The sequence below is a fragment of the Streptomyces sp. RFCAC02 genome (assembly GCF_004193175.1).
Taxonomy (GTDB): domain Bacteria; phylum Actinomycetota; class Actinomycetes; order Streptomycetales; family Streptomycetaceae; genus Streptomyces.
On the sequence record NZ_SAUH01000001.1, the window covers coordinates 4469494 to 4495297 of the forward strand.

At 73.1% G+C, this 25804-nt stretch carries 32 protein-coding genes; 16 read left to right on the top strand and 16 right to left on the bottom strand.

Annotated features, from left to right (window positions below; translation table 11 throughout):
• Positions 1–159 precede the first annotated feature (159 nt).
• The 10 genes from EMA09_RS20800 (at position 160) to EMA09_RS20845 (ending at position 8463) form a co-directional block, all read left to right on the top strand.
• A complete protein-coding gene (locus tag EMA09_RS20800; protein ID WP_129842501.1) occupies positions 160–585 on the top strand; it encodes a hypothetical protein in 426 nt (141 codons plus the stop codon).
• Between the two features lie 213 nt (positions 586–798).
• Positions 799–1608 (top strand): F0F1 ATP synthase subunit A, encoded by an 810-nt coding sequence (gene atpB, locus EMA09_RS20805; RefSeq protein WP_129842502.1) that lies wholly within the window; start codon positions 799–801, stop codon positions 1606–1608.
• Between the two features lie 94 nt (positions 1609–1702).
• The gene (gene atpE, locus EMA09_RS20810) at positions 1703–1933 is read left to right on the top strand and encodes an ATP synthase F0 subunit C (RefSeq protein WP_129842503.1); all 231 of its coding nucleotides are present in this window, start codon (positions 1703–1705) and stop codon (positions 1931–1933) included.
• A 41-nt stretch (positions 1934–1974) separates the two neighbouring features.
• Positions 1975–2535, top strand: a complete 561-nt coding sequence (locus EMA09_RS20815; RefSeq protein WP_129842504.1) for a F0F1 ATP synthase subunit B — start codon at positions 1975–1977, stop codon at positions 2533–2535.
• On the top strand, positions 2532–3356 hold the full coding sequence (locus EMA09_RS20820; protein ID WP_129842505.1) for a F0F1 ATP synthase subunit delta: 825 nt from the start codon (positions 2532–2534) through the stop codon (positions 3354–3356). Before EMA09_RS20815 ends, EMA09_RS20820 begins: the two co-directional genes overlap by 4 nt.
• A gap of 98 nt (positions 3357–3454) precedes the next feature.
• Entirely contained in the window at positions 3455–5026 is a 1572-nt protein-coding gene (gene atpA / locus EMA09_RS20825) for a F0F1 ATP synthase subunit alpha (protein ID WP_129842506.1), read from the top strand.
• A 3-nt stretch (positions 5027–5029) separates the two neighbouring features.
• Positions 5030–5959: a F0F1 ATP synthase subunit gamma gene (locus EMA09_RS20830; RefSeq protein WP_129842507.1), complete on the top strand. Its 930-nt coding sequence runs from the start codon at positions 5030–5032 to the stop codon at positions 5957–5959.
• A 2-nt stretch (positions 5960–5961) separates the two neighbouring features.
• Positions 5962–7416, top strand: coding sequence for a F0F1 ATP synthase subunit beta (gene atpD / locus EMA09_RS20835; RefSeq protein WP_129842508.1), 1455 nt, complete (start codon positions 5962–5964; stop codon positions 7414–7416).
• A gap of 144 nt (positions 7417–7560) precedes the next feature.
• Positions 7561–7944, top strand: a complete 384-nt coding sequence (locus EMA09_RS20840; RefSeq protein WP_129842509.1) for a F0F1 ATP synthase subunit epsilon — start codon at positions 7561–7563, stop codon at positions 7942–7944.
• 69 nt (positions 7945–8013) lie between these two features.
• Entirely contained in the window at positions 8014–8463 is a 450-nt protein-coding gene (locus tag EMA09_RS20845) for a DUF2550 domain-containing protein (RefSeq protein WP_129842510.1), read from the top strand.
• A 53-nt stretch (positions 8464–8516) separates the two neighbouring features.
• Here the strand turns inward: EMA09_RS20845 and EMA09_RS20850 are convergent, their stop codons facing one another.
• The 13 genes from EMA09_RS20850 to EMA09_RS20905 all read right to left on the bottom strand — a co-directional run bounded on the left by EMA09_RS20850 (position 8517) and on the right by EMA09_RS20905 (position 15570).
• A complete protein-coding gene (locus EMA09_RS20850) occupies positions 8517–8798 on the bottom strand; it encodes a gas vesicle protein K (protein WP_240796489.1) in 282 nt (93 codons plus the stop codon).
• Positions 8795–9055, bottom strand: coding sequence for a gas vesicle protein (locus tag EMA09_RS20855; protein WP_129842511.1), 261 nt, complete (start codon positions 9053–9055; stop codon positions 8795–8797). The genes EMA09_RS20850 and EMA09_RS20855 overlap by 4 nt, the downstream gene beginning before the upstream one ends.
• The gene (locus EMA09_RS20860) at positions 9042–9887 is read right to left on the bottom strand and encodes a GvpL/GvpF family gas vesicle protein (protein WP_129842512.1); all 846 of its coding nucleotides are present in this window, start codon (positions 9885–9887) and stop codon (positions 9042–9044) included. Before EMA09_RS20860 ends, EMA09_RS20855 begins: the two co-directional genes overlap by 14 nt.
• On the bottom strand, positions 9884–10216 hold the full coding sequence (gene gvpJ / locus EMA09_RS20865; protein ID WP_129842513.1) for a gas vesicle protein GvpJ: 333 nt from the start codon (positions 10214–10216) through the stop codon (positions 9884–9886). The genes EMA09_RS20860 and gvpJ (EMA09_RS20865) overlap by 4 nt, the downstream gene beginning before the upstream one ends.
• Positions 10213–11163 (bottom strand): SRPBCC family protein, encoded by a 951-nt coding sequence (locus tag EMA09_RS20870; RefSeq protein ID WP_129844172.1) that lies wholly within the window; start codon positions 11161–11163, stop codon positions 10213–10215. The genes gvpJ (EMA09_RS20865) and EMA09_RS20870 overlap by 4 nt, the downstream gene beginning before the upstream one ends.
• Before the next feature lie 5 nt (positions 11164–11168).
• Positions 11169–11828: a histone protein gene (locus tag EMA09_RS28465; protein WP_168220773.1), complete on the bottom strand. Its 660-nt coding sequence runs from the start codon at positions 11826–11828 to the stop codon at positions 11169–11171.
• 4 nt (positions 11829–11832) lie between these two features.
• A complete protein-coding gene (locus EMA09_RS20880) occupies positions 11833–12102 on the bottom strand; it encodes a gas vesicle protein GvpG (protein ID WP_129842514.1) in 270 nt (89 codons plus the stop codon).
• Between the two features lies 1 nt (position 12103).
• Positions 12104–12865, bottom strand: a complete 762-nt coding sequence (locus EMA09_RS20885; protein WP_129842515.1) for a GvpL/GvpF family gas vesicle protein — start codon at positions 12863–12865, stop codon at positions 12104–12106.
• Positions 12862–13263, bottom strand: coding sequence for a gas vesicle protein GvpJ (gene gvpJ / locus EMA09_RS20890; RefSeq protein WP_129842516.1), 402 nt, complete (start codon positions 13261–13263; stop codon positions 12862–12864). Before gvpJ (EMA09_RS20890) ends, EMA09_RS20885 begins: the two co-directional genes overlap by 4 nt.
• Positions 13264–13302: 39 nt before the next feature.
• The gene (locus EMA09_RS20895) at positions 13303–13611 is read right to left on the bottom strand and encodes a gas vesicle protein (protein WP_240796490.1); all 309 of its coding nucleotides are present in this window, start codon (positions 13609–13611) and stop codon (positions 13303–13305) included.
• A 74-nt stretch (positions 13612–13685) separates the two neighbouring features.
• Positions 13686–14363 (bottom strand): response regulator transcription factor, encoded by a 678-nt coding sequence (locus EMA09_RS20900; protein WP_129842518.1) that lies wholly within the window; start codon positions 14361–14363, stop codon positions 13686–13688.
• On the bottom strand, positions 14360–14737 hold the full coding sequence (locus tag EMA09_RS29490; protein WP_346655873.1) for an ATP-binding protein: 378 nt from the start codon (positions 14735–14737) through the stop codon (positions 14360–14362). The genes EMA09_RS20900 and EMA09_RS29490 overlap by 4 nt, the downstream gene beginning before the upstream one ends.
• Positions 14632–15570, bottom strand: coding sequence for a histidine kinase dimerization/phosphoacceptor domain-containing protein (locus EMA09_RS20905; protein WP_346655845.1), 939 nt, complete (start codon positions 15568–15570; stop codon positions 14632–14634). Before EMA09_RS20905 ends, EMA09_RS29490 begins: the two co-directional genes overlap by 106 nt.
• Before the next feature lie 159 nt (positions 15571–15729).
• On the opposite strand from EMA09_RS20905, the gene EMA09_RS20910 reads away from it, so the two are divergent.
• The gene (locus EMA09_RS20910; protein ID WP_129842519.1) at positions 15730–16326 is read left to right on the top strand and encodes a hypothetical protein; all 597 of its coding nucleotides are present in this window, start codon (positions 15730–15732) and stop codon (positions 16324–16326) included.
• A 12-nt stretch (positions 16327–16338) separates the two neighbouring features.
• On the opposite strand, the gene EMA09_RS20915 is transcribed toward EMA09_RS20910, so the two are convergent.
• Genes EMA09_RS20915 through EMA09_RS20925 form a run of 3 tightly spaced genes read right to left on the bottom strand, consistent with a single transcriptional unit; the run spans position 16339 to position 18538 of the window.
• Complete coding sequence (locus tag EMA09_RS20915; RefSeq protein ID WP_129842520.1) at positions 16339–16911, bottom strand: cob(I)yrinic acid a,c-diamide adenosyltransferase; 573 nt, start codon at positions 16909–16911, stop codon at positions 16339–16341.
• Between the two features lie 32 nt (positions 16912–16943).
• Entirely contained in the window at positions 16944–17699 is a 756-nt protein-coding gene (locus tag EMA09_RS20920) for an ABC transporter permease (protein ID WP_129842521.1), read from the bottom strand.
• 53 nt (positions 17700–17752) lie between these two features.
• Positions 17753–18538 carry an ABC transporter ATP-binding protein gene (locus EMA09_RS20925; RefSeq protein WP_129842522.1) on the bottom strand — a complete coding sequence of 262 codons (786 nt, stop codon included), beginning with the start codon at positions 18536–18538 and terminating at the stop codon, positions 17753–17755.
• An 80-nt stretch (positions 18539–18618) separates the two neighbouring features.
• On the opposite strand from EMA09_RS20925, the gene EMA09_RS20930 reads away from it, so the two are divergent.
• From EMA09_RS20930 to EMA09_RS20950, 5 genes are all read left to right on the top strand, one after another.
• Positions 18619–19272 carry a TetR/AcrR family transcriptional regulator gene (locus EMA09_RS20930; RefSeq protein WP_129842523.1) on the top strand — a complete coding sequence of 218 codons (654 nt, stop codon included), beginning with the start codon at positions 18619–18621 and terminating at the stop codon, positions 19270–19272.
• 303 nt (positions 19273–19575) lie between these two features.
• A complete protein-coding gene (locus EMA09_RS20935; RefSeq protein ID WP_129842524.1) occupies positions 19576–21717 on the top strand; it encodes a prolyl oligopeptidase family serine peptidase in 2142 nt (713 codons plus the stop codon).
• 230 nt (positions 21718–21947) lie between these two features.
• Positions 21948–22802, top strand: a complete 855-nt coding sequence (locus EMA09_RS20940; RefSeq protein WP_129842525.1) for a 3-hydroxyacyl-CoA dehydrogenase family protein — start codon at positions 21948–21950, stop codon at positions 22800–22802.
• A gap of 170 nt (positions 22803–22972) precedes the next feature.
• Positions 22973–23266, top strand: coding sequence for an STAS domain-containing protein (locus EMA09_RS20945; RefSeq protein WP_129842526.1), 294 nt, complete (start codon positions 22973–22975; stop codon positions 23264–23266).
• Positions 23267–23392: 126 nt separating this feature from the next.
• Complete coding sequence (locus EMA09_RS20950) at positions 23393–25789, top strand: ATP-binding protein (protein ID WP_129842527.1); 2397 nt, start codon at positions 23393–23395, stop codon at positions 25787–25789.
• The last annotated feature ends 15 nt before the right edge of the window (positions 25790–25804 follow it).

Sequence of the window (25804 nt, forward strand, 5' to 3'; positions counted from 1 at the left end):
AGCGTTCACGAAACCCCCGGCGCCGCAGCCCTGCCGCCGGAGGTACACGACCCAAGCGTTTCCCGGTGCGACCGTTCGCGCCCGTCGCGCGACGCGGCCGCACCACGTCCGACGTCAATGACGACCGTCCCCGTAGTCCCCGCCCGGAGAAACACTTCCATGCAGTCCAACGACGCCCGGATCATCCGAGGCGCCGCGATCCCCACTGCCGCGGTAGGTGTGCTCGCCGTCGCCATCGGTGCGGTGACGGCCGCCGCGGACGGTGCGCTCGGGGTGGCCCTCGGCGTGCTCGTCGCCGCCGCGTTCTTCGCGCTCGGCATGGTGTCCCTGATCCATGTCGGTGCGCGCTGGCCCGAACTGTTCATGGGCGCCGCGCTGCTGATCTACACCACGCAGATGGGAATCCTTCTCGTCCTGCTGCTCCTGCTGCGCGACGCCTCGTTCCTCAACGGGCGGGCCTTCGCCGCCGGCGTGCTGGTGGGCATCGCCGCGTGGCTGGCCGGCACGGTCCGGGCGCACCTGAAGTCCAAGACCCCGTACGTCCAGCCGGAGGCCGGCTCCGTCCCGCCGGGCGGTGGGCGATGAGCCGGGCCAAGGGGTGGATAACCGGCGTGGTCGCGGGCTGCTATCGTCCGACGCCGGAAGCCGGAGCGATGCCGCGCGGGCTGTGCGGGACAGCCGCGCGTGCGCTGACCGGCCCGGCCTCCGCCACACCCAGTCCAGTGCCGTCCCGTGGCACGCTGCCACGCCGACACATCGAGGTAGCCGTATTCATGCGTCACGCCGAGGGAGCTCACGGTGAGTAACGACCAGGTACTCGCCTTCGAGACCGATTGCCATCTGTTCCAGGACTGCGGCTTCCCCGCTCCGTCGGTGTGGTCGTTCATCTTCGATCCGCTGTTCTCGATCGGTCCGATCGAGGTCAACAAGATCATGCTGCTGGCGCTGATCGGCACCGCGGTCGTCCTGGCCTTCTTCTGGGCCGCGTTCGCGAACCCGAAGGTCGTGCCGGGCAAGTTCCAGATGATCGCGGAGGCCGGCTACGACTTCGTGCGCCGCGGCATCTCCCGGGAGATCATCGGCAAGAAGGGCGAGCCGTTCGTACCGCTCCTCGTGTCGCTCTTCTTCTTCGTCTGGATCATGAACGTCTGGGCGGTCATCCCGTTCGCCCAGTTCCCCGTCACCTCGGCGATCGCGATCCCCGCCGGCCTCGCCATCGTGGTGTGGGCCACCTACATGACGGTCACCTTCCGGACCAACGGTTTCGTCGGCGGCATGCGCAACCTCTGCGTGCCCAGCGGGCTGCCGAAGGGCATCTACGTCGTCCTGACGCCCATCGAGTTCGTCTCGAACGTCATCCTGCGGCCGTTCACCCTGGCCGTCCGGCTCTTCGCCAACATGTTCGCGGGTCACCTGCTGCTGCTGCTGTTCATCACGGCGACCTGGTACATGCTCGGCACCTTCGTCGGCTCCGTCTACTCGGTGTTCTCGCTGATCCTCGCGCTCGTGCTGACGGCCTTCGAGCTGTTCATCCAGGCGCTGCAGGCCTACGTGTTCACCGTGCTGACCGCCCAGTACCTCTCCCAGGCGCTCGAAGAAGCGCACTGAGAGCGACGCCAGACCAACCTCCGCACCAACCGCCCGCAAGGCGACCGGTGGACCTTCCTCCCACCGGCCCACCACACAGAAGGAATCAACCGACATGTCTGCTCTCGAGACCCTCGCCGCCGTCGAAGGCTCCGTCAACACGATCGGCTTCGGCCTCGCGGCCATCGGCCCGGGTGTCGGCGTCGGCATCGTCTTCGGCAACGGCGTGCAGGCCATGGCCCGCCAGCCCGAGGCGGCCGGTCTCATCCGTACCAACATGCTGCTCGGCTTCGCCGTCATCGAGGCGCTGGCGCTGATGGGCTTCGTGCTGGCGTTCGCCATCTGAGCCTCCCGCCCGAAGCCCTTACCGACGAGAGGTCCACAACCATGATCAACTTGGCCAGCGAGGAGCCGCAGAGCCCTCTGTTGCCGGTGTGGCCCGAGGTCTTCATCGGACTGTTCTGCTTCGCGGTCATCTTCTTCGTCTTCTACAAGAAGCTCCTCCCGAGCATCAACAGGACGCTGGAGGAGCGCCGGGACGCCATCGAAGGCGGCATGGAGAAGGCCGAGGCCGCCCAGGCCGAGGCGCGCCAGACGCTGGAGAGCTACCGCGAGCAGCTCGCCGAGGCCCGCCACGAGGCGGCCCGGATGCGGCAGGAGGCCAAGGAGCAGGGTTCCGCGCTCATCGCCGAGATGCGCGCGGAGGGCCAGCGGCAGCGTGAGGAGATCATCGCCGCCGGTCACGCCCAGATCGCCGCCGACCGCAAGCAGGCCGCCGAGCAGCTCCGGCAGGACGTCGGCAAGCTCGCCGTCGACCTGGCGGGCCGGCTCGTCGGTGAGTCCCTGGAGGACCACGCCCGCCAGAGCCGGACCATCGACCGGTTCCTGGACGAGCTGGAGGACAAGGCCCAGGCCGGCATCCCCACCCAGTCCGAGGCGGGCCGATGATCGGAGCGAGCCGCGAGGCGCTGGAATCCGCCAGGGAACGCCTGGACGCCCTGGCCGACAACACGTCGACCGACGCCGCCGCCCTCGCCGCCGATCTGGCCCGGGTCACCGGTCTGCTGGACCGGGAGACCGCGCTGCGCCGGGTCCTCACCGACCCGGCCCAGTCGGGCGAGCGGAAGGCGGAGCTGGTCGGCCGGCTCCTCACGGGGCAGGTCTCCGGCGAGGCCGTCGACCTGCTCTCCGGCATGGTCAGGTCCCGCTGGTCCGCGTCGCGCGACCTGGTGGACGCCGTGGAGGAGCTGGCCGATTCCGCCGACCTGATCGCGGCGGAGCGGACCGGCACCCTGGACGCGGTGGAGGACGAGCTGTTCCGGTTCGGCCGGATCGTCGCCACCGCGCCGCGGCTGCGCGCCGCCCTCGCAGACAAGCGGGACGGCGCCTCCGCCGTCGCCGCCAGGGCCGGTCTGGTCCGCGACCTCATCGGCGACCGCGCCGACGAGGTCACGGTGCGGCTGGTCACGCGCCTGGTGGAACGGCCGCGAGGCCGTAGCCTGGACGCGGGGATCGACGCGCTGTGCACCCTCGCGGCGGCCCGGCGCGACCGCTCCGTCGCGGTGGTCACCTCGGCGGTGCCGCTCAGCGACCGGCAGCGGCAGCGTCTCGGCGACGCCCTGGCGCGGCTGTACGGCCGGCAGATCCAGTTGAACCTCGACGTGGACCCGGCGGTCATCGGCGGGATCTCGGTCCGGATCGGTGACGAGGTCATCAACGGCACCGTCGCGGAGCGGCTGGACGAGGTCGGCCGGCGGATGGCCGGCTGACGGCGGCCACCGCGCCACCCCAACATTGCAGGAGCAGCGGCCCGGTTGGGCCGTAACGGACGAACTTACGGTCCCAACAAGGAGAGCAGGGAACCCAGATGGCGGAGCTCACGATCCGGCCGGATGAGATCCGGGACGCACTGGAGAACTTTGTCCAGTCGTACACGCCGGACGCGGCCTCGCGCGAAGAGGTCGGGACGGTCAGCGTTGCCGGCGACGGCATCGCGAAGGTCGAGGGCCTTCCCTCGGCCATGGCGAACGAACTGCTGGAGTTCGAGGACGGCACCCTCGGTCTCGCCCTCAACCTCGAGGAGCGCGAGATCGGCACCGTGGTCCTCGGCGAGTTCAGCGGTATCGAGGAGGGGCAGCCGGTGCGCCGCACCGGTGAGGTCCTCTCCGTCGGTGTCGGCGAGGGGTACCTCGGCCGGGTCGTCGACCCGCTGGGCAACCCGATCGACGGTCTCGGCGAGATCGAGACCTCGGGCCGCCGCGCCCTGGAGCTGCAGGCCCCCACGGTCATGCAGCGCAAGTCGGTCCACGAGCCCATGGAGACGGGCTACAAGGCCGTCGACACCATGACCCCGATCGGCCGCGGCCAGCGCCAGCTCATCATCGGCGACCGGCAGACCGGCAAGACCGCCCTCGCGGTCGACACGATCATCAACCAGCGCGACAACTGGCGTTCCGGCGACCCGAACAAGCAGGTCCGCTGCATCTACGTGGCGATCGGCCAGAAGGGCACCACCATCGCGTCCGTGCGCGGCGCCCTGGAGGACGCCGGCGCGCTGGAGTACACGACGATCGTCGCGGCCCCCGCGTCCGACCCGGCGGGCTTCAAGTACATCGCGCCGTACACCGGCTCCGCCATCGGCCAGCACTGGATGTACGAGGGCAAGCACGTCCTCATCGTCTTCGACGACCTGTCGAAGCAGGCCGACGCCTACCGCGCCGTGTCCCTGCTGCTGCGCCGCCCGCCGGGCCGCGAGGCGTACCCGGGCGACGTCTTCTACCTGCACTCCCGCCTGCTGGAGCGCTGCGCGAAGCTGTCGGACGAGATGGGCGGCGGCTCGATGACGGGTCTGCCGATCGTCGAGACCAAGGCCAACGACGTGTCGGCCTTCATCCCGACCAACGTCATCTCCATCACCGACGGCCAGTGCTTCCTGGAGTCCGACCTGTTCAACGCGGGCCAGCGGCCGGCGCTGAACGTCGGTATCTCCGTCTCCCGCGTCGGCGGTTCCGCGCAGCACAAGGCGATCCGGCAGATCACCGGTTCGCTCCGCGTGGACCTGGCCCAGTACCGCGAGCTCGAGGCGTTCGCCGCCTTCGGTTCCGACCTGGACGCCGCGTCCAAGGCGGCCCTGTCCCGCGGTCAGCGCATGGTGGAGCTGCTGAAGCAGGACCAGTACAACCCGTACTCGACCGAGAACCAGGTCGTCTCCGTCTGGTCCGGCACCAACGGCCTGATGGACGACGTCCCGGTCGGCGACATCCGCCGCTTCGAGCGCGAGCTGCTCGACTACCTGGGCCGTGACCACAAGGACCTCATGACCTCGATCCGTGAGGGCGGCAAGATGTCCGACGACACGATCCAGGCCGTCCGCTCCGCGGTCAACCAGTTCAAGCAGCAGTTCGAGACGTCGGACGGCCACCTGGTCGGCGAGGGCTGATCCATGGGCGCTCAGCTTCGTGTGTACAAGCGGCGGATCAAGTCCGTCACGGCCACCAAGAAGATCACCCGCGCCATGGAGATGATCGCCGCCTCGCGCATCGTCAAGGCGCAGCGCAAGGTGGCCGCGTCGGCGCCCTACGCCGATGAGCTGACCAACGCGGTGACCGCGGTGGGCCACGGTGCGGACGTCAAGCACCCGCTGACCACCGAGGCCGAGCGGCCCCGGCGGGCGGCGCTGCTGCTGATCACGTCCGACCGCGGCCTCGCCGGCGGCTACTCGGCCAACGCCATCAAGGCGGCCGAGGAGCTGACCGGCCGGCTGGTCGCCGAGGGCAAGCAGGTCGACGCGTACGTGGTCGGGCGCAAGGGCGTCGCGTACTACGGCTTCCGCGAGCGGCCCGTCACCCAGTCGTGGACGGGCTTCACGGACAGCCCGACGTACGCCGACGCCAAGGCGGTCGCCGCGCCCCTGATCGAGGCGGTGCGGCGGGACACCGACGAGGGCGGCGTCGACGAGCTGCACATCGTCTACACCGAGTTCGTCTCGATGATGACGCAGACCCCGGTGCAGCGGCGGATGCTGCCGCTGGCGATGGAGTCCACGGCCGAGGAATCGGCCGAGGTGCTCCGGCGCGGGGGCGGGGCGCACGCGCTGTACGAGTTCGAGCCGTCCCCCGAGCAGGTGCTCGACGCGCTGCTGCCGCGGTACGTCGAGAGCCGCATCTACAACGCCATGCTGCAGGCCGCCGCGTCGAAGCACGCGGCGACCCGGCGGGCGATGAAGTCGGCCACCGACAACGCCGAAGAGCTCATCAGGTCGCTCACGCGGCTTGCCAACGCGGCCCGCCAGGCCGAAATCACCCAGGAAATCACCGAGATCGTCGGTGGCGCGAGCGCCTTGGCCGACGCGACCGCGGGAAGTGAACGCTGATCATGACTACTGCTGCTGAGTCGGCCCCCTCGCAGGCCACGGCCACGGGCCGTATCGCGCGGGTCATCGGGCCGGTCGTGGACGTGGAGTTCCCGGTGGACTCCATGCCCGACATCTACAACGCGCTGACCGTCGACATCGCCGACCCGGCCGAGAAGGGCGCGACCAAGACGCTGACCCTCGAGGTCGCCCAGCACCTGGGCGAGGGCATGGTGCGCACCATCGCGCTGGAGCCGAGCGACGGCCTGGTCCGTCAGGCTCCGGTCACGAACACCGGCCGGGGCATCACCGTGCCGGTGGGCGACATGACCAAGGGCCGGGTGTTCAACACGCTGGGCCGCGTCCTGAACGAGCCCGAGGCCGAGTCGGAGATCACCGAGCGGTGGGAGATCCACCGCAAGGCGCCGGCGTTCGACCAGCTCGAGTCGAAGACCGAGATGTTCGAGACCGGCCTCAAGGTCGTCGACCTGCTGACCCCGTACGTCCGCGGTGGCAAGATCGGCCTGTTCGGCGGCGCCGGCGTGGGCAAGACGGTGCTCATCCAGGAGATGATCATGCGTGTGGCGAAGCTGCACGAGGGTGTCTCCGTGTTCGCCGGCGTGGGTGAGCGCACCCGTGAGGGCAACGACCTCATCGAGGAGATGGCGGACTCCGGCGTGCTGCCGCAGACCGCGCTCGTCTTCGGCCAGATGGACGAGCCGCCGGGCACCCGCCTGCGGGTCGCGCTGGCCGGCCTCACCATGGCGGAGTACTTCCGCGACGTCCAGAAGCAGGATGTGCTGTTCTTCATCGACAACATCTTCCGCTTCACCCAGGCCGGCTCCGAGGTCTCCACGCTGCTGGGCCGCATGCCCTCCGCGGTGGGCTACCAGCCGAACCTGGCGGACGAGATGGGTGTGCTCCAGGAGCGCATCACCTCGACCCGTGGTCACTCGATCACCTCGATGCAGGCGATCTACGTGCCCGCGGACGACCTGACGGACCCGGCCCCGGCCACCACGTTCGCCCACCTCGACGCGACGACGGTGCTCTCCCGTCCGATCTCCGAGAAGGGCATCTACCCCGCGGTGGACCCGCTGGACTCCACGTCCCGCATCCTGGACCCGCGCTACGTCTCGCAGGACCACTACGAGTGCGCCTCGCGCGTCAAGAACATCCTGCAGAAGTACAAGGACCTCCAGGACATCATCGCGATCCTCGGCATGGACGAGCTGAGCGAGGAGGACAAGCTCACCGTCAGCCGTGCCCGCCGGATCGAGCGCTTCCTGTCGCAGAACACCCACGCGGCGAAGCAGTTCACCGGTCTCGACGGGTCGGACGTGCCGCTGGACGAGTCCATCGCCGCGTTCAACGCCATCGCGGACGGGGAGTACGACCACTTCCCCGAGCAGGCGTTCTTCATGTGCGGTGGCCTGGACGACCTGAAGGCCAAGGCCAAGGCGCTCGGCGTCTCCTGACGCCGTCGGCCGTGGACGTGCTCCGGGGCGGGGGCGCCGCCCTTCCGTGAGGGTGCCCCCGCCCCGGGGCCGTCCGCGGGTCCCAACTATTCTTCGACCAGCCAGTGATATCCACAGCGATATCCGGAAGTAGAGGGAGCCATCGTGGCTGAGCTGCACGTCGAGTTGGTCGCCGCCGACCGCCGGGTCTGGTCCGGTGAGGCGAGCCTCGTCGTCGCGCGCACCACCGCGGGCGACATCGGCATCATGCCGGGGCACCAGCCGGTGCTTGCCGTCCTGAAGTCGGGTCCTGTGACCATCCGCACGGCGGGCGAGAGCGGTTCCGGAACGGTGTCGGCGGCCGTGCACGGCGGTTTCCTGTCGTACACGGACGGTAAGCTGTCGCTGCTCGCGGAGATCGCCGAGCTGTCCGACGAGATCGATGTCGAGCGCGCCCAGCGTGCTCTGGAGCAGGCGCGGGCCGAGGACGACGCCGAGGCGGAACGGCGTGCCGACGTCCGTCTGCGCGCGGTGTCCGCCGGGCACTGACCCTTATCCGGGCACGTCCGGGGTATCCGGCGCGAGACACACGGCAGGAGACGAGGAGGTCGTAGTTCCATGGTCCTCGTCGTGTGCGTGTGCGTGGCAGCGGTGCTGCTGCTCGTGGCCCTTGGACTGTTCGGTTTCGGGCTGCGCCGCAGGCTGATCCAGCGGCTCGGCGGCACGTTCGACTGCAGCGCGCGGTTCGGCGCGCCGCGCGCGGGCGGGTCCCCGGGCAAGGGCTGGCTGTACGGCGTCGCCCGCTACAACGGGGACCACGTCGAGTGGTTCCGCGTCTTCTCCTACGCGCTGCGGCCCCGGCGCACGCTGCAGCGCGACCGCATCCAGGTGCGGGAGCGCCGGCGCCCCGTCGGGGACGAGGAGCTGGCGCTGCTGCCGGGGGCGGTGGTGCTGAGCTGTCGGCACGACGAATGGGACATCGAACTCGCGATGAGCGAGGACGCGCTGACCGGCTTCCTGGCCTGGCTGGAGGCGGCACCGCCCGGACAACGGGTGAACGTCGCCTGAAGCCGGGCCTTTCTGTTTCCCGGGTTCCCGCCGGTCCCGTGCCCGTCCCGGTGTCAGTCCCTCGGGAGCAGGGAGCCGAGCGGCCCGAGGTCCAGGTTGAGGTCGGCGGCGGTCAGGCCGAACTGGTCGCGGAGGTCGGCCACGCGCTCCTCCAGCAGCATGAGGGTCGTGCCGACGCGTTCGATCTGGTCGTCGGTGAGGTTCCCCGACTCGACGCGGCGGACGGCCTGGCGTTCCATGAGCTGGCGCAGCAGTTCCACGATCGTGAGGACGAGCCCGGCCAGGTCGCGCCCCACGCTGTCCCGGTCGATGTCGAGGCGGGCGGGCGCCGTCACAGCGGCCCGCTGTCGGCCCAGGGCGACGGCACCTTGTCGGACACCGACGCGAGCAGCGCGTGCAGGGACAGCCGCACGAGCGGCACCTCGGCGATCGCGATGACGAGGTCGCCGCTGAGGACGACGCCGCAGCCCAGCACCCGGTCGAGCAGGTCCACGAGGGGCACCCCGATCGGGCCGTAGGGGCCTTCGGGTCCCGTCCACGGGACGGGGTCGGCGGTCCGCGGGTCGACGGCGGCGGGTTCAGCGCTGGGCATCGGGGCCTCCGTCGTGGGGGGCGGCGTCGGGGGCGGCGAAGGAGTACGGCGCCCAGGGGCCGGTGAGGCCGATGGTCACGCGGCCCGCGATGCCGGGGAGGCGGCGCAGGGCCGCCACGGCCGCGGTGAACTCGACCGCGCGCGTCCGGTCCACGAGGTGGGCGGTGTTGAGGATCTGGTGGCCCGCGCCGTCCGCCGTGTCCTGGAGCCGCAGCGCGCGGGACGCGGCGGCGAGGGGGCGCAGGGCGGCTTCGACGCGGTCGGCCGCGTCGAGCGCGGCCTGCCGGCGCGCGTCCCTGGCGCGGCCCCGGTCCCGTACGCGCTCCAGGTAGGCGCGTCCGCTGGAGGGCGGGGCGGGCCGCCGTGCGGGTGCGCTGCTGAGGGCGGGTTCGGGGTCGGGGGCGGCCGTGGCGGCGGGGGCGACGGTGACCTTGACGCCCCATTCGTCGCGCCCGGCGACGCGGACCAGGGCGGGGAGGAGGCGGGCGGCGTCGGCCGCGAGGGCGGCGGCGGCCCGTTCGTCGCCGAGGTAGAGCGTCGCGAGGGGGAGGGGGACGGTCGCCGCGGTGGCGGCCACGGTGGCGACCACCTCGTCGTGGGCGCGGGCGCAGCGCTCCAGGGCGGCGCGGTCGGCGAGCCGTTCGCGCAGGGCCTCGGGCGTGAAGGCGTCGGCCGGCACGCTCTGGACGACGGCGGTGAGGGGGCCGGCCGGCAGGGCGCGGACGGGTCCCGCCGCCTCGGTGTGGCCGGCGGGGCCGGTGAGGCGGCGGGCCAGCGCGGGCGCGGCGTCGGCGGGGCAGACGGCGAAGACACAGGTGGCGGTCGTGCTCATGAGGCGTCGGAGCTCTCCTGTTCGAGGGCGGCGATGCGGTCGCGGAGCTGGCGGTTCTCGTCCACCAGGGCGTCGTGGGCGGCGGTGGTGGACAGGGAGGGCTCGGTCTCCCACCAGTTGATGCCGGCCTTCTTGGCGGTGTCGACGGAGGAGATGAACAGGCGCAGGCGGATCGTGAGCAGCTCGATGTCGAGCAGGTCGATCTTGATGTCGCCGGCGATGACGATGCCCTTGTCGAGGATGCGTTCCAGGATGTCGGCGAGGTTGGACGCGCGGGGCTTGCAGGGTTCGAACGAGTCGCAGTCGAGGGGTTCGAGCGGGAGCGTCACCGGTCGTCACGCTCCTCGTCGTCCTCGTCCTCGTCCTCGTCCTGGTCCTCCTGGTCCTGGTCGTCGTCCTGGTCCTGGTCGTCCCGCTCGTCCTCGTCGCGGTCCTGGTCCTCGTCGTTCCCGTCCTGGTCGTCCGGCGGCTCGTGGTCCTTCACGACCTCGCCGTCCTTGATCTCGCCGAGCCAGCCCTCCGGCACCTCCTCGGCCTCCAGCGTGACGTGACGCTGGAAGTTCTTCAGGTCCAGGCGGAGCCGGCGGCCCTGGGCGCGCCAGAGGTTGGCCGTCTTCTCGAAGAAGCCCGCCGGGTAGTACATGACCACCACGACGATGCGCGTGAGCCGTGGCGCGACCTCGTGGAAGGTGACGACGCCGTTGGTGCTGCCCTGGGCGCCCTCGGACGTCCACTCGATCCGCTCGTAGGGCACCTGCTCCTGGACGGTGGCCTTCCAGCCGCGGGAGGACGGGCCGATCTTGAGCTTCCAGTCGCTGGTCGTCTCGTCGGACCGCTGGACGCTCTGGACGCCCTTCATGTAGTCGCTGAAGTCCTCGTAGCTCGTCCAGTGCCGGTAGCACTCGCGCAGGGGGACGCCGATGTCGAGGGTCTCCACGATGCTGGTGAACTTGCCGCCGGACTTGCCGCCCTGCTTGCCGTCACCGTTCCCGCCGCCGTCACCCCCGCCGTCGTCATCGCCGCCGCCCATGCCGGGGACGGCCTTCTTGACGCTGCCGACGGCCTGGTCCTTGGCGAGCTTGGCGCCCATCTTGGGGAGGTTCTTGCCGCTGAGGGCCTGCTCGCCCACGTCACCGGCGACGCCGCTGAGCCGGCTGCCCGCCGACTCGGCGAGATGGTGCAGCCGGGCGGTGAGGAATCCGGTGATCTCGTGCCCGAGGCGCTCCAGGCTCTTCGTGAGGACGTCCTGCTTGCCGTCCTTGTCGTTGTCCGCCATGTCGGCTATCCCTTGCGGTCGGGTCGGGTGACGATGCGCGCGGCCTTCTTGCTGCCGGGTGCCGCCTTCCGGCGCTGGGTGGCGGCCTTCTTCGTGTGGGCGGCCTTCTTGCTCGCCGGGCTCCTGCCGCGGGACTTCGAGGGCTTCGGCTTCTCGTCCTCGTCGTCCTCGTCCTCCCCCTCTTCTTCGTCCTCCCCCTCGTCCTCGTCCTCGTCGTCGTGGTCGTCTTCCTCTTCGTCCCCGTCGTCCCGCTCGTCCTCGTCGCGGTCCTCGTCCTCGTCGTCCCGCTCGTCGTCCGTGTCGCGGTCGTCGTCCCTCCCGGCGCGGTCCTCGTCACCGGTGTCCTCGTCACGGTCCGGCCGGCGGCCGTCGCCGAGGGCCTCGGTCTTCTTGTGCAGGGCGTCCGCGAGCGAGCCGATGCGTTCGTCGGCCAGCGTGCGTCCCGCGTCGAGCAACTGGTCCCGCATCTGCCCGCCGAGCTCGGCCAACTGGCCGTTCCCGGCGAGCTTGCGCAGCCCGGCGGACGCCATGTCCTTCGGGCTCGTGCCGAATCTGCGGCCCATGGCGTACGTGGCCACGGCGATGGCCAGCCGTGCCTTGCGCCGGCGCCCGAGCAGGTAGCCGCTCGCGATGCCGGCCGCGAGGGCCGCCTTCGAGTTGTCCATCGGATCAGAGCCTTCCTGCTCGGTCGGTGGGGGGACGCGCCATGGCCCGCTGGCGGCGCCGCAGTTCGATCAGGAGGTCCTCCTCCTGGCGCTCGAACTCGTCCTGGTCGATCTCGCCCTCGTCGAGGGCGCGGTGCAGGGCGGTGATCCGGGCCAGGACGGGCGCCGGGTCGCACGTCTCCTTCTCGGCCGCGTCGGCGACCTGCCCCGCGACCCAGGCGGCACCGCGCACCGGGGCCAGCGGCAGCAGCAGGAGTCCGGACAGCAGGCCCATGTCAGCCCTGCCCGGCCGGCAGCGGGGACGCCTCGGGGCCCACGAAGCTGAAGCACGGCAGCGGTCCCGTGACCCGCAGGTCGGCGTGGCCGGCGAGGGCCTCCGTCCAGCGCGCCGCCTCCGAGCCGAACGCGGCGACGGCGGTGCGCGGGACGAGGAAGGACGTGTTGCCGACGCAGCCCGGCACCTCGGGTCCGGCGGCCGTCGCCTCCGCGTACGCCCCGAGCGCGCGCAGCGCGCGGGCCGCCGCGCCCGACGCCCGGCGCCGCAGCGCGTCCGACGCCGCCTCGCCGAGCCGGACGCTCGTCTCGTAACCGGGCCTGCGGCGCGCGTCCTCCCGGAGGCGGCGCAGCCGCCCGTCGGTGCGCAGGAGGTCGGCGAGGGCGTCCTCGACGGGGAACACCTTGCAGTTCATCTCCAGCCGGCCGTCGAGGCGGTCGAGGAGCCCGGTGTGGCCGGCCGTCCCGTCGGCGAGGCGCTCGGCGAGGGTGGCGCGGTCCGGTGCGACGACGCCGAAGCGCATCGGGACGACCGGGCCGTCGGCGGCGAGGGCGAGCAGGACGTTCCGGTGGGCGATGAGGTCGCGGCGGCGGGCGAGCAGGTCGTCCGGCGCCCTGCTGACGACCGCGGCGAGTGCCCCCGGGCCGCGCACGACCCGCAGGCGCGCCGGCGGGGCGCCGACGCCGCGGGTGCCGTCGGGCAGCGGGTGGCCGGGCCGGACGATGCCGTAGACGTACAGGCCGGGCGGTTTCGTGCCGCTCATCCGCCATCGCCTCCGTGGCGGGTCATCTTGTCCTTGGCCTTCTTCGCCTTCTTGGCGCCCTTGTCTCCGCCCATGGCCTTCTTCAGACCCTTGACGGCCGTCGTGCGGACCGGTTTGCGGGCGGCCTGGACGCCCCCGATGATGTCGGGCAGCGTCTTGGAACGGTCGTCGGACTCCAGGTCGATGCGGTTGCAGACCTCGGCGAAGTACAGGTACGTGTCGACGCTGGCTATGACGACCCGGACGTCGACGCGCAGTATCTCGATGCCGACCAGCGAGACTCGCAGGAACACGTCGATGACCATGCCGCGGTCGAGGATGATGTCGATGACGTCGTACAGGGTGCCGGCGCGGGGCGCGCAGGCCACGTCGTCCCGGTAGGTGGTGGTCACGGTCATGGCTCGGGGGCTCCTTCGCGGGGCGGTGGGGGCGGTACGTCAGTCGTCGGCCGCGGCGCGCCGGTAGCGGCGGACGCGGCGGAAGCGGAGGAGTTTCCCGTCCTGGTCGAGGTCGACCTCGTAGGTGGCCATGAGGCTCGTCGTGTCGGGGATGCGGGGCACTTCGAGGACATCGACGGCGACGCGCCAGCCGTGCTCCTCCTCGGACACGGCGGAGACGCCGTCCACCGGGTGGCCGGTGAGGTTCTCCAGACGCCGGCTGGCGCGGCGCGCGGCGCCGGTGGCCCCGCGGATGGGGGCGGGGTCGGCCGTGTCCCGGCCGCCGTGCCGCTTCGAGGTTTCTGCCATGGGATCAGTCTGGGCACGCCCCCGCGCCGGGGGCGCGCGCTGCTGCGCCATCCGGGTGCGGCGGCCGCCCCCCGTCAGTCCCGTTCGGTGGTGATTGCCAACTCCTGGGCGAGCAGGGCGGCCTGGACGCGGCTGCGCAGGTCGAGCTTGCCGAGCAGGCGGCTCGTGTGGCTCTTCACCGTGGCCTCCGCCATGGCGAGACGGCGGCCGATCTGGGCGTTGGAGAGGCCGGCGCCGATGTGGGCCAGCACCTCGCGCTCGCGCGGGGTGAGGGAGGCGACGCGGGCCGCCGCCGGGTGCGCGGTCCTGCCGCCGTCGTCCTGCCGCGGAGCCGTGCGGGCGAAGGCGGTGAGCAGCCGGCGGGTGACCGAGGGGTCCACGATCCCCTCGCCGGCGCCCACGGTGCGGACCGCGTCGATCAGCCCGGCGGCGTCCGTGTCCTTGAGGAGGAAGCCGCCCGCTCCCGCGCGCAGCGCGCCGAAGAGGTGGGCGTCGATGTCGAACGTCGTGAGCGCCAGCACCTCCGCCAGGCCCTCGCGGGTGATGGCGGCGGTGGCGGAGACCCCGTCGAGCACCGGCATGCGCAGGTCCATCACGACGACGTCGGGCCGCAGCGCGCGGGCGAGACGCACGGCCGCCTCGCCGTCGGCCGCCTCCCCGACCACCTCGATGCCGGGCGCGCCGCGGAGGATCAGGACGATGCCCTGACGGACCGTGGCCTGGTCCTCGGCCACGAGCACGCGGAGGGTCATGGCAGCGGCTCCTGCACGGCCGGGGGCACGGGGACGGTGAGGGGGAGCGCGGCGCGGACCTCCCAGCGGCCGCCGCGCCCGGGGCCGGCGGTGAGCGTGCCGCCGAGGAGCGCGGCCCGCTCCGTCATGCCGAGGAGGCCGGTGCCCGTGCCCGGCGGCGGGACCACGGCGGTCGTCGCGTGGTGGCCGTGCGGGCTGGTGACGGCGAGCGAGAGGGTGTCGTCGCGCTGGGCGAGGTGGACGGCGACCTCGCCGGGTGCCGCGTACTTCAGGGCGTTGGCGAGGGATTCCTGCAGGATGCGGTAGGCGGCCAGTTCGACGGGCGCGGGCAGCGGGCGGGCCGTCGCGCGGTCGTTCCGGACGGTGACACGCAGCCCGGCGCGGGCGCCCGCGGCGTTGGTCCGCTCGACGAGGGCGGTGAGCCCGTCGAGGCTCGGGGAGGGGCGGGGTCGTCCGTGACGCCCTCGCGGAGCAGACCGATGAGGCGGCGCATCTCGGTGAGGCCCTGGGTGGCGTTCTCCCGGACGACGCGCAGCGCGGCGCGGTCGGCGGCGGGGTCGTCGCCGGCGAGGGCCGCGGTGGAGTGCAGGGCGGCGGCGGACAGGTGGTTGGCGATGACGTCGTGCAACTCGCGCGCCACCCGGTTGCGTTCGGCGGTGACGGCCTGGACGCGGTCCACCTCGGCGAGCAGCCGCGTCTGGTCGGCGCGCAGCCGTTCGGCCGCGGCGGCGTCGCGATGGGTCCTGGTGACGACGCCCGTGAACGCGGGACCGATCGTGACGAGGCCGAGAGTGACGCCGAGGAGCAGCGCCACGGGGGTGCGCAGTGCCGCCAGGACGGTGAGGGTCCCGGCGACCGTCACCGTCACGCTGACGACGGGCACGGCGCGGACCGTGCGCGGAGGGCCGTACATCACGGCGGCGTACACGACGTCGGTGAACATCAGCACCGTGACGAGCAGCGACCCCGTCATCTGGTCACCCGCCAGGGCGGCGCAGGCCAGGAGCAGTGCCCACGGCTGGGCGGTGCGGCGCATCACCTCGGCGGCGCACATGGCCAGCAGGGGCAGCAGGACGAGGGGGCCGCGTTCGAGGGCCGGGCTGTTGTAGAGCCCGAACGACCACAGCAGCAGACCGCCGACGAGCCCGGCGGCGGCGATGGCGAGATCGTCGCGGTGGGGACGGCGGTGCGGCGGCGGGTTCGGCACGGATCCATCTCAGCACGCGCGTCCCGCCGCGCCCATGGCCCTGCATCGAAGGATGCAGGCCGCGCGCCCGGGAATCGGCCCCGGTGAGGAGGACGTGACGCCGGGGCGCGGGAGATGGTGGGAGCGGGCCGGCGGCAGGACCGGTGAGGGGGGTGACCGATGGGCCTGGTGCTGATCGGCGCGGCGGAAGTCGCGTTCTGGGTGGTGCTCGCGGCGGGGCTGGCCACGCGTTACCTGCTGCGGATGCGGCGGTTGAGCACCGTGCTGCTGCTCGGTGTGCCGCTGGTGGACGTCGCGCTGCTCGTCGCGACCGTCGAGGACCTGCGGAGCGGCACCGAGGCGTCGTTCACGCACGGCCTCGCGGCGCTGTACCTCGGGTTCACGGTCGCCTACGGCCACCGCGTCATCCGGTGGGCGGACGGGTACGTGGCCCACCGGTTCGGCGGCGCGGAGCGGCCTGCCGGGCCGCCCCGGTACGGGGCGGCGCGGTCACGGTACGAGTGGCGGCTGTGGCGGATGACCCTGGTGGCGGCCGTCATCACCCTGGTGGTGATCGAGGGCATGGTCCGGCTGGTGGACGACGCGGGGGCGGGCGGGACCGGGTCGCTGCGGGGCGTGCAGGGCACGGCCGTCAGGGCCGTCGTCATCCACGGCATCGTCGCGCTGACCTACACGCTCTGGCCGAAGCAGCCGGAACAGCCGGACCGGCCGCCGGAGTCGGGGCGGCCGGAGGCGGCGCGGGAGCCCCGTTCCTGAACGGCGGGGGAGTCAGCGGTTCTCGCCGGGCACCCACAGGATGTCGCCCACTTCGGCGTTCGCGGTGCGGGCGAGGATGAACAGCAGGTCGGACAGGCGGTTCAGGTACGTGGCCGTGAGGGCGTTCATGGTGTCGCCGTGGGCGTCGAGCGCGGCCCACGTGGAGCGTTCGGCACGGCGGACGACCGTGCACGCCTGGTGGAGGAGCGCCGCGCCGGGCGTGCCGCCGGGGAGGATGAAGCTGCGGAGCGGTTCGAGGGGCGCGAGGAAGCGGTCGCAGTCCTCCTCCAGGCGGTCGATGTACGTCTGCCGCACGCGCAGGGGCGGCACCTTCGGGTTCTCCGTGACGGGGGTGGACAGGTCGGCCCCCACGTCGAACAGGTCGTTCTGCACCCGCCCGAGGACGGTGCGCACGTCCTCGGGCAGGTCGCCGAGGGCCAGCGCCGTGCCGATGGCGGCGTTGGCCTCGTTCGCGTCGGCGTAGGCGGCGATGCGCGGGTCCGTCTTGGCGGTGCGGCTGAAGTCGCCGAGGGCCGTCGTGCCGCTGTCTCCGGTGCGGGTGTAGATCCGCGTCAGGTTCACCATGGCACGAGGGTAGGGCGGGTACGGCCTCCCGGTCAGGCACCCGCCTTGCGGAACAGGCGCGTGCCGACCGTCAGCGACACGGCCGCCAGCAGCGCCGATGCCAGGGCACCGTAGGCGACGGCCGAGTCCGTGTAGTGCCCGACGAACGCGGCCCGCACGCCCTCCACGATGTAGCGGAACGGGACGAAGTGCGACGTCACGTCCAGCCATGTCGGGGCGAGGGCCATCGGCAGGAGGATGCCGGAGAGCAGCATGGCCGGCAGGCTCACCGAGTTGATGACGGGCGCGAACTCCTGCGGGGTGCTGACGCGCATGGCGAACGCGTACGACAGCGACGCGAGGGCGATGCCGAGCAGTGCCACGAAGAGGAAGCCGATCAGGACGCCGGCGACCGGGGCGCGCAGCCCGAACGCCGTGCCGGCGACGACGATCAGCACGGACTGGACCATCAGTTGCACCGCGTCGCGCAGGACGCGGCCGAGGAGGAGCGCCAGCCGGCTGACCGGCGCGACGCGCATGCGCTCCACGACGCCGAACTGCTTCTCCATGATGATGCCGAAGCCCGCGAACAGCGCGCTGAAGAGGCCGAGTTGTACGAGCAGGCCGGGCACGAGGGTCTGCCATGAGTCGCCGTCGCCGCCGAGCGGGACGTCGCGCAGCAGCGGGCCGAAGAAGCAGAGGAAGAGGAGGGGCTGGACGAGGCCGAAGACGACGCTGATGCGGGACCGCAGCGTCTGCCGTGCGTAGCGGTGAAAGACGACACCGGTTTCGGTGAGGAACGTGCGCATGTCGGTGACTTCCGGGAGGGTTTCGGGCGGGGGAGCGACGGGTGGGGGCGGCCTCAGAGGGCGAGCGGCGCGTTCTCCTGCCGTTTGGGGCCCCGTCCGGTGATGGCGATGAAGGCGTCCTGCAGCGAGGTGTCGGGGGAGCCGCCGTGCCGTTCCTTCAGGTCGGCGGGGGTGCCCTCGGCGACGACCCGGCCGCCGTCCACGATGACCAGCCGGTCGGACAGCGCGTCGGCCTCGTCCAGGTAGTGGGTGGTGAGGAAGACGGTGGTGCCGCGTTCGGCGCGGACGCGGCGGATCAGGTCCCACAGGTCGGCGCGGCTGCCCGGGTCGAGGCCGGTGGTCGGCTCGTCCAGGAACAGGACGGCCGGCTGGTGCATGAGGGCCAGCGCGATGTCGAGGCGGCGCCGCTGGCCGCCGGACAGCTCCGATCCCTTGCGGTCGAGCAGGTCGGTGAGGTCGAGTTCGCCGGCGAGCGTGCGGGCGCGGGCCACGGACTCGGCTCTGCTCAGATGGTGGAGGCGCCCTTGGAAGACCAGTTCGGCGCGCACGGTCTCGTCCGGCATGACGCCGCCCGACTGCGCCACGTAGCCGATGCGCCGGCGTACGGCGACGGGATCGCGTGCCAGGTCGTGGCCGGCGACCGTGGCGGTGCCGCGCGTCGGGGGGAGGAGCGTCGTCAGCATGCGCAGGGTCGTGCTCTTGCCCGCGCCGTTCGGGCCGAGGAAGCCCAGGATCTCGCCGGCCTCGACCTCCATGTCGATGCCCCGGACGGCCTCGACGGGGCCGCGCTTCGTCCGGAAGGTCCTGGCGAGGTCATGGGTGGTGAGGATCGTTGCCATGGGGAGCAGCGAACCAGAGTCGAACCAATTTTGCAATCCCTCCAAGTTTTCATTGAACCTAAAATGGTTACCATGGCACCATGACGGGACTCAGGGAGCGGAAGAAGGCGCAGACCAGGCAGCACCTGTGCGCCGTGGCGACCGATCTGTTCGTGGCGCGCGGCTTCGACGCGGTGACGATCGCCGAGATCGCCGAGGCCGCCGAGGTCTCCGTCAACACGGTCTACAACTACTTCCCGGCCAAGGAGGACCTCTTCCTGCCCTGGGAGCACCAGGTCGACCGCCCGTCCCGCCGGGTGCGCGACCGGGCGCCCGGCGAGTCCGCCGCCGAGGCGCTCCTCCGTGAGCTGCGCCGCGACATCGCGGACCGCCGGCCCTGGGTCGGCTTCATGGAGCGCGGGTACGACCGCTTCCTGCGCGTCGTCTTCGGGTCGCCCACCCTCATCGCCCGGCTCCAGCGCATGCAGCACGCGACCGCGGAGCGGCTCGCCGACACCCTGCGGGAGGAGACGGGCGCCGCGCCGGACGACCCCGTGCCCGGGCTGGTCGCCGGGCTCCTCACCTGGCTCACGGGCAACGTCTTCCGCGTCGCGGGGGACGGCGCGATGGCCGGTGATCCGGCCGACGAGATCGTACGGCGGATGCTGCACGTCATCGCGGAGGCCGAAGCGCTCCTCGGCGACCGGGTCATGGGATACGCGCGCCGTCCCCTCACGCCGGGCGGAGCGTCGTAGCCGGCGCGTACGCCGACCCCCGCGCCCGCCGTACGGGCCGGTACGCAGCCCCACCCGAAAGAGTGGCGTAGAGCCGAGCGTGACAGGCACATATATCTGTGTAATCGCCCGCTCACCCACTGGAGGTCATGATGTGTGAACTGCCCGGCGTGCCGGTCCTGGAGGCCCTTCTCCCCGCCGACGAGGCGGCCTGCCTGGAGGACTGGCGCCTCATGCTGGCGGACGGCGAGGTCGGCTGACACCGGTCACGGAACGCGGCGGGCCCGGTGCCGGGCCCGCCGCCCCGCCGTCCGGGAGGACTCCATGACGAGGGACACCGCGGCCCCCGTGGCCGCGCCGCGATCGCCGGTGGCCGACACCCTGCACGGCCGGTCGGTCGAGGACCCGTACCGGTGGCTCGAGGACGACGACAGCCCCGCGTGCGACCGCTGGCTCGCCGCGCAGCGCGCGCTGTGGGAGACGCACGCGCCGCACTGGCCGGCACGGCCGTACTTCGCCGCACGGCTGCGCGAACTGGCCGCCGCCGGGGCGCTCGCGGGGCCGGGCCAGTCGCCGCCCGTGGTGCGCGGCTCCCGGCACTTCGCCGTGCGCGCGGCGGGGGAGGACCGGCGGCGCGTCCTGGCCGTCGTCGACGACGGCGCGCCCGACGGCGCGGGCCGCGTGGTGCTCGACCCGCTCACCGTCGACCCCGAGGGCCTGACCGTCCTGGAGACCTGGCGCCCCTCCTGGTCGGGCGACCTGGTCGCCTGCCGGCTCCGCGACCGGCGCGACGGGCGGCAGCACCTGTGGACGTGGGACGTGGCGACCGCCCGCCCGGTGGAGGGGCCGCTGCCGCTGCGCGCGCCGGGCTCCGTCGCCTGGCTCCCCGGGGACACCGGCTTCTACTGCACGGCCACCGGTGACGACGGGCGGCAGCGCGTCCTGCTGCACCGCACGGGCGACCCCGTGTCCGGCGACACCCCCGTCCTCACCACCTCCGACCATCTGTCGGTGGGGACCAGTTCCGACGGCCGGTGGCTCGTCGTCAACCGCTCCCCGGGCACGATGCGCGGCAACGCCCTGTACCTGGCGGACATCTCCGGCGGCCGGTTCACCGACCTCTCCCCGCAACTCCTGCACGACGGCACCGCCGACGGCAGTCAGGCGCTGCTCAGATTCGGCCCCGGCTCCCTCGTCTACGCCGTCACCGACGCCGCAGCGCCGCGCGGCCGTGTCTGCCTGGTCGACCCGCGGCACCCGCGTTCCGCCGACTGGCGCACCGTCATCACGCCCGAAGACGGCGCGGTCATCGGCGCCTGCGTCGCCCTCGCCGATCCGGCGACGGGCGCCGCGCGCTTCCTCGTCACCGCCTCGCGCGACGGCCGGCCGACCGTCTCCCTGCACGAGACCACCGGCGGGAAGCTCGCCGACCTGCCCGTCCCCGGCCGGGGACCGGGCCGGATCTCGGGCCTCACCTGCCCGCCCGGGGACACCGGGGTGGCGTGGTTCTCCTACACGGACCACATCACGCCGCCCACCGTCCACCGCGTCGATCTCCGTGACATGCGCCCCCGCCCGGTGACGCCCCCGCCGCGCGCAGCCGCCGGCGTACGGGTACGGCAGACCACCTTCCCGGCGGCCGACGGCACCCCGGTGCCCATCTGCCTGATCCTGCCCCCGGACGGCCCCGGCGCGCGCGGCCCGCTGCCCACCGTCCTCACCGCATACGGCGGCTTCGGCGCCACCTTCGCGCCCGGCTACTCGCCCACGATCCTCGCCTGGGTCCAGGCCGGCGGCGCCTACGCCGTCGCGGGCGTGCGCGGCGGCGGCGACCTGGGCAAGCAGTGGCACGCCGCCGGGTCGGGACCCAACAAGCCCACGGCCTTCGACGACTTCGCCGCCGCTGCCGCGTGGCTCACCGCCGAGGGCGTGACGACGCCGGGGCAGCTCGCGGTCAAGGGGACCTCCCACAGCGGCCTCATGGCCGCCGTCGCCCTCACCCGCGCCCCGCACGGCTGCGCCGCGGCCGTCGTGGGCGCCGCCGTCACCGACATGGTGCGCTACCCCCTGCTCGGACGCGGCGCGCTGTGGCTCGGCGAGTTCGGCGACCCCGGCGACCCCGCCGCGCTCGACACGCTCCTGTCGTACTCGCCGTACCACAACGTGCGCCCCGGCACCGCCTATCCGGCCGTCCTGCTCACCACCCACCGCACCGACCCCCGCGTCGGCGCCGCGCACACCCGCAAGTTCACCGCGGCGCTCCAGCACGCCACCACCGGCGGCCCGGTGCTCCTGCGCACGCAGGACGGCGCGGGCCACGGCCCCGACACCGCCGCGCAGTGGGCGGACCTGGAGGCGGACGCCCTCGCCTTCTGCGCGGTCCACACCCGCATGCCCGGCCCTCCGGCCTCCCCCACGGTCCGCCACGACCCGCCCGCGGCGTCATCCGCGCGCGCGGACCCATGACCCGGGTCCCGGCAGCCAGTGCCGCGTCAGGCAAGGTTCGCCCCGTCGCGCCGCCCGGCACGGCACCTCGCTGCGTTGCCGTATCGCGCGAATACGACGGGTATGAGCTGCGATCCGGCGCCTTGCGATGCACCGCACCGGACGCCGCTCCTTGACGGGCGAACCTTGCCTGACGCGGCACTAGTAAGGTCTGGTCTCCCGACCGGGCCGAGATCGAGGGAGATCGCCACGTGACCAGCAAGCTCGCCGTCGTCGGAGCAGGACTCATGGGGGCCGGGATCGCGCAGGTCGCCGCCCGGGCCGGATGGGAGGTCGCCCTCATCGACACCACGGACGCCGCCCTCGCCCGGGGGCTGGCCGGCGTGGAGCGGTCATGGGCGAAGTTCGTCGCCAAGGGCGCGCTCGCCGAGGAGGACGCCGAGGCGGCCCGCGCCCGTATCACCACCGGCACCGATCTCGACGCCGTGGCCGGCGCCGACCTCGTCGTGGAGGCGGTGTTCGAGCAGCTCGAGGTCAAACAGGCCGTCTTCCGCGCCCTCGACGGGCTCGTCGGCGACGACACCGTGCTCGCCTCCAACACCTCAGCGATCCCCATCACCAAGCTGGCGGCCGTCACCGGCCGCCCCGAACGCGTCGTCGGCACCCACTTCTTCTCGCCCGTCCCCATGATGGCGCTGTGCGAACTCGTCCGCGGCCTGAAGACCAGCGACGAGACCCTCGCCGCCGCCCGCGCGTTCGCCGAGTCCACCGGCAAGACCTGCGTCGTGGTCGAACGTGATGTGGCGGGCTTCGTCACGACACGGCTCATCGCCGCGCTCGTCGTCGAGGCCGTCAAGCTGTACGAGTCGGGCGTCGCCAGCGCCGAGGACATCGACCTGGCGTGCCGGCTCGGCTTCGGCCACGCCATGGGGCCGCTCGCCACCGCCGACCTCACGGGCATCGACGTGCTCCTGCACGCCACCGAGAACATCCACGGCGAGACGCGCGACCCCAAGTTCGCCGCGCCCGAGCTGATGCGCCGCATGGTGGACGCCGGGGACCTCGGCCGCAAGACGGGCCGCGGTTTCTACCCGCACCCCTCCTGAACACGCCTCGTGATCACCCCGAGGAGTGGTTTCGGTATCGGTTTCGGCACGGCCGGCCGTCATCGGGTCGCCCGGACACGTTCCGTGTACCACTCTTGATCGCCTGCGGGCGGCCCGGCGGGGCCGCCCCGGGACTTGACGAGCCGCACCACGAACCGGGGGAAGTGAGCATGCACATCACGGGCGACCACGCGGAGCTGGTCGTCGGCGGACGCCTCGACGTACGGAACGCGGCCGATGTCCGCCTCGCGCTGCACCGCGCCGTGGACGGCGGCGACGGCGATCTCGTCCTCGACCTGCGGCAGCTCGACTCCTGCGACGCCACGGGACTCGGCGTCATCATGGGCGCGCACCGCCGCGCCGGACGCTGTGGCCGGCGCCTCGTCCTGCGGGCCGTGCCGCCGCACATGCGGCGCGTGCTCGTCGCGACACGGCTGCACCGCATCCTCACCATCGCTCCCTGACCACCGCGCGATCCTCACGCGTGATCCCCGCGGTGAGGGCGGCACCGGGCGCCGGGACACCGCGTCACGACGGTAGCGTGGGCACCATCCGCAACTCCTCCGCACCGCGTTCGAGAGACGAAGAGCATGGACCTCAACCCCTCCGCCCCGAACGGTGAGCAGCCCCGCGAGACGGGACGGGTCGTCGAACTCGTCGCAGGCGACTTCCTGCTCACCGTGAACCCCGTGGACGGCAGCGAAATCGTCTCCTGCCCGCCCGGCCGCCGCCCGATCGCGCCGCGCCGCGCGCCCGGCACCCTGCCGGGCCCCGCGGCGTCCGTCGCCGACGCCCCCCTGTTCGAACGCGACGAGATACGCCACCGCCTGTACGGGCTCCTGTCCCGGGGCCGGTCCGCGCGCGTCACCGGGGCCGACGGGTCGGGCCGCTCCGCGCTGCTCGCCGCCGTCGCGCGCGACTGCGCCGGCCTCGCCCCGTACGGTGTCATCCGTCTCAACGGCCACCGCCGCTCCGTCGAGGACGTCCTCCAGGAGCTGTTCACGACCGTCCACCACACCGCCGGCTACCGCCCGGGGCCGACCGAGCTGACCGCCGCGCTCCGCGAGATCGGCGCGGTCGTCGTCCTGGACGACCTGGAGTTCGGCGGCTCCGCCCTGGACGAGCTGTTCGCCGCCACCCCCGAGTGCGCGTTCCTCCTCGGCGCGGGGCCGGACGTGCCGGCGCCGTCGCCCGCCGCACGCGTCGAGGACGTCGCCCTGCCGGGGCTGTCCACCGCCGCCGCCCTCGCGCTCCTCGAACTCGCGGCGGACCGCTCCCTCGACGACACCGAGGTGGCCTGGGCCACCGGCCTGTGCCGCGCGTCGGAAGGGCTGCCGCTGCGGATCACCGAGGCCGGCGCCCTCCTGCGGCGGCGCGCCGAGGGGGCGCCGCTGCCCGGCGCGGACGGCCTGACCGCCGCGCTCGCCGCTGAACTGTCTCCCACGGCACGGGAGATCCTGCGCCTCGCCGTCGCCCTCGGGGGCGAACTCCCCGGCCCCGACCAGCTCCCGGCCGTCACCGGCGCGACGGACGCGGCCCAGGCGTTCACCGAGCTGCTGGACACCGGCCTCCTCACCGCCGCAGGGACGGGCCACCGCATCGCGCCCGTCCTCGTCGCCGAGCTGACCGACGCCGGCTACGGCGAGGACTCGGACGACCGCGTCCTCGTCACCGCGCAGCACTACACCTGGTGGCTCGCGCAGCCGGCCGCGGGCGCCGCGGGCGCCGCCACCGAGGCCGACGCCGTGCTGGCCGCCGTCTCCGCCACGCAGCGCGCCGGCCACGCGGCGGACGTGACACGGCTGGCGCGCACGGCGGCACCGCTGCTGGCGGCGGCGCTGCGCTGGGGCGCGTGGGAGCGTGTGCTCCGCAGCGGCCAGGAGGCGGCCAGGGCCGCCGGCGAGGTCGCCGAGCAGGCGTACTTCCACCACGAACTCGGCGTCCTCATGATCTGCCGGGGCAGCCTGGACCGCGCCCGGGTGGAGCTTGAGGCGTCGACCGCGCTGCGCGGGGTGCTCGCCGACGCCGGCGGCGCCGTCGCCGGCCGCCGCGCCCTCACGCTCGTCGAGGACCTGAGCCGTCCCGCGCAGCCGCCGGCCGTGGACCTGACGCCGCCGCGCGGCCTGCCCGCGGGTGCCCCGCAGGCCGCCGATCCGCCGGCCGGCGCCCGGGACGACACGGTGACGCTGCCCGCGTCGGTGGCCGAGTCCGCCGCGGTGTTCGACGCGCCGCCGCACGGTGCCGACGACGCGGCCGACACCCACGTGATCATGGGCGTGCGCGGCATGGACGCGGACGACGGGGGCGCCGGGCGGCGCCGCGGCGTCCGGCGCAATGTCGCCCTCGCCGGCGCGGGCGCCCTGCTGGTCGCGGTCCTCGGCACGGTGGTCGCGTTCGGGCTCAGCTCGGGCACGGACGAGGAGCCCGAGACGGCCACGACCGACCCGGCCGTCTCCGACCCGGACCTGCCGCTCGGCGAGGAGTCGGACGACACGACGGCCCGGCCGTCCGACGAGGCGTCCGAGACGGAGGAGGAGACCGAGGCGCCGTCCGCCGGGAGCACCGACGAGGCGACGGACGACGCGTCGCCGACGGACGGTCCCACCCAGTCCTGGACCGACCCCGGCGACGAGGAGACCGGCTCGTCCACGGACGGCTCCGGCAGCACCTCCGACACCCCGGGCGGCGGCGGTGACGGCGGCAGCGGTGACGACGATGCCGGCGATGGCGGGGACACCGACGACGACGCCGGCGGACCCGGCGACGACGACGGGGAGACCACCACCGATCCGGGCGGCGGGAGCGACAACGGCGGCTCCACGGGTGAGGAGACGCCGACAACCGAGCCGGGCGACAGCGACACCGGCACGAGCGAGGGCGACGACGGGACGGACGACCCGACCGGCACCCCGACGCCCGGCACCGATGGCGGCGCCAACGCGTCCACGAGCCTCACCCCCTCGGAGAGCGAGGCCCCCATCGCCTGACGGCGGGGGACGGGC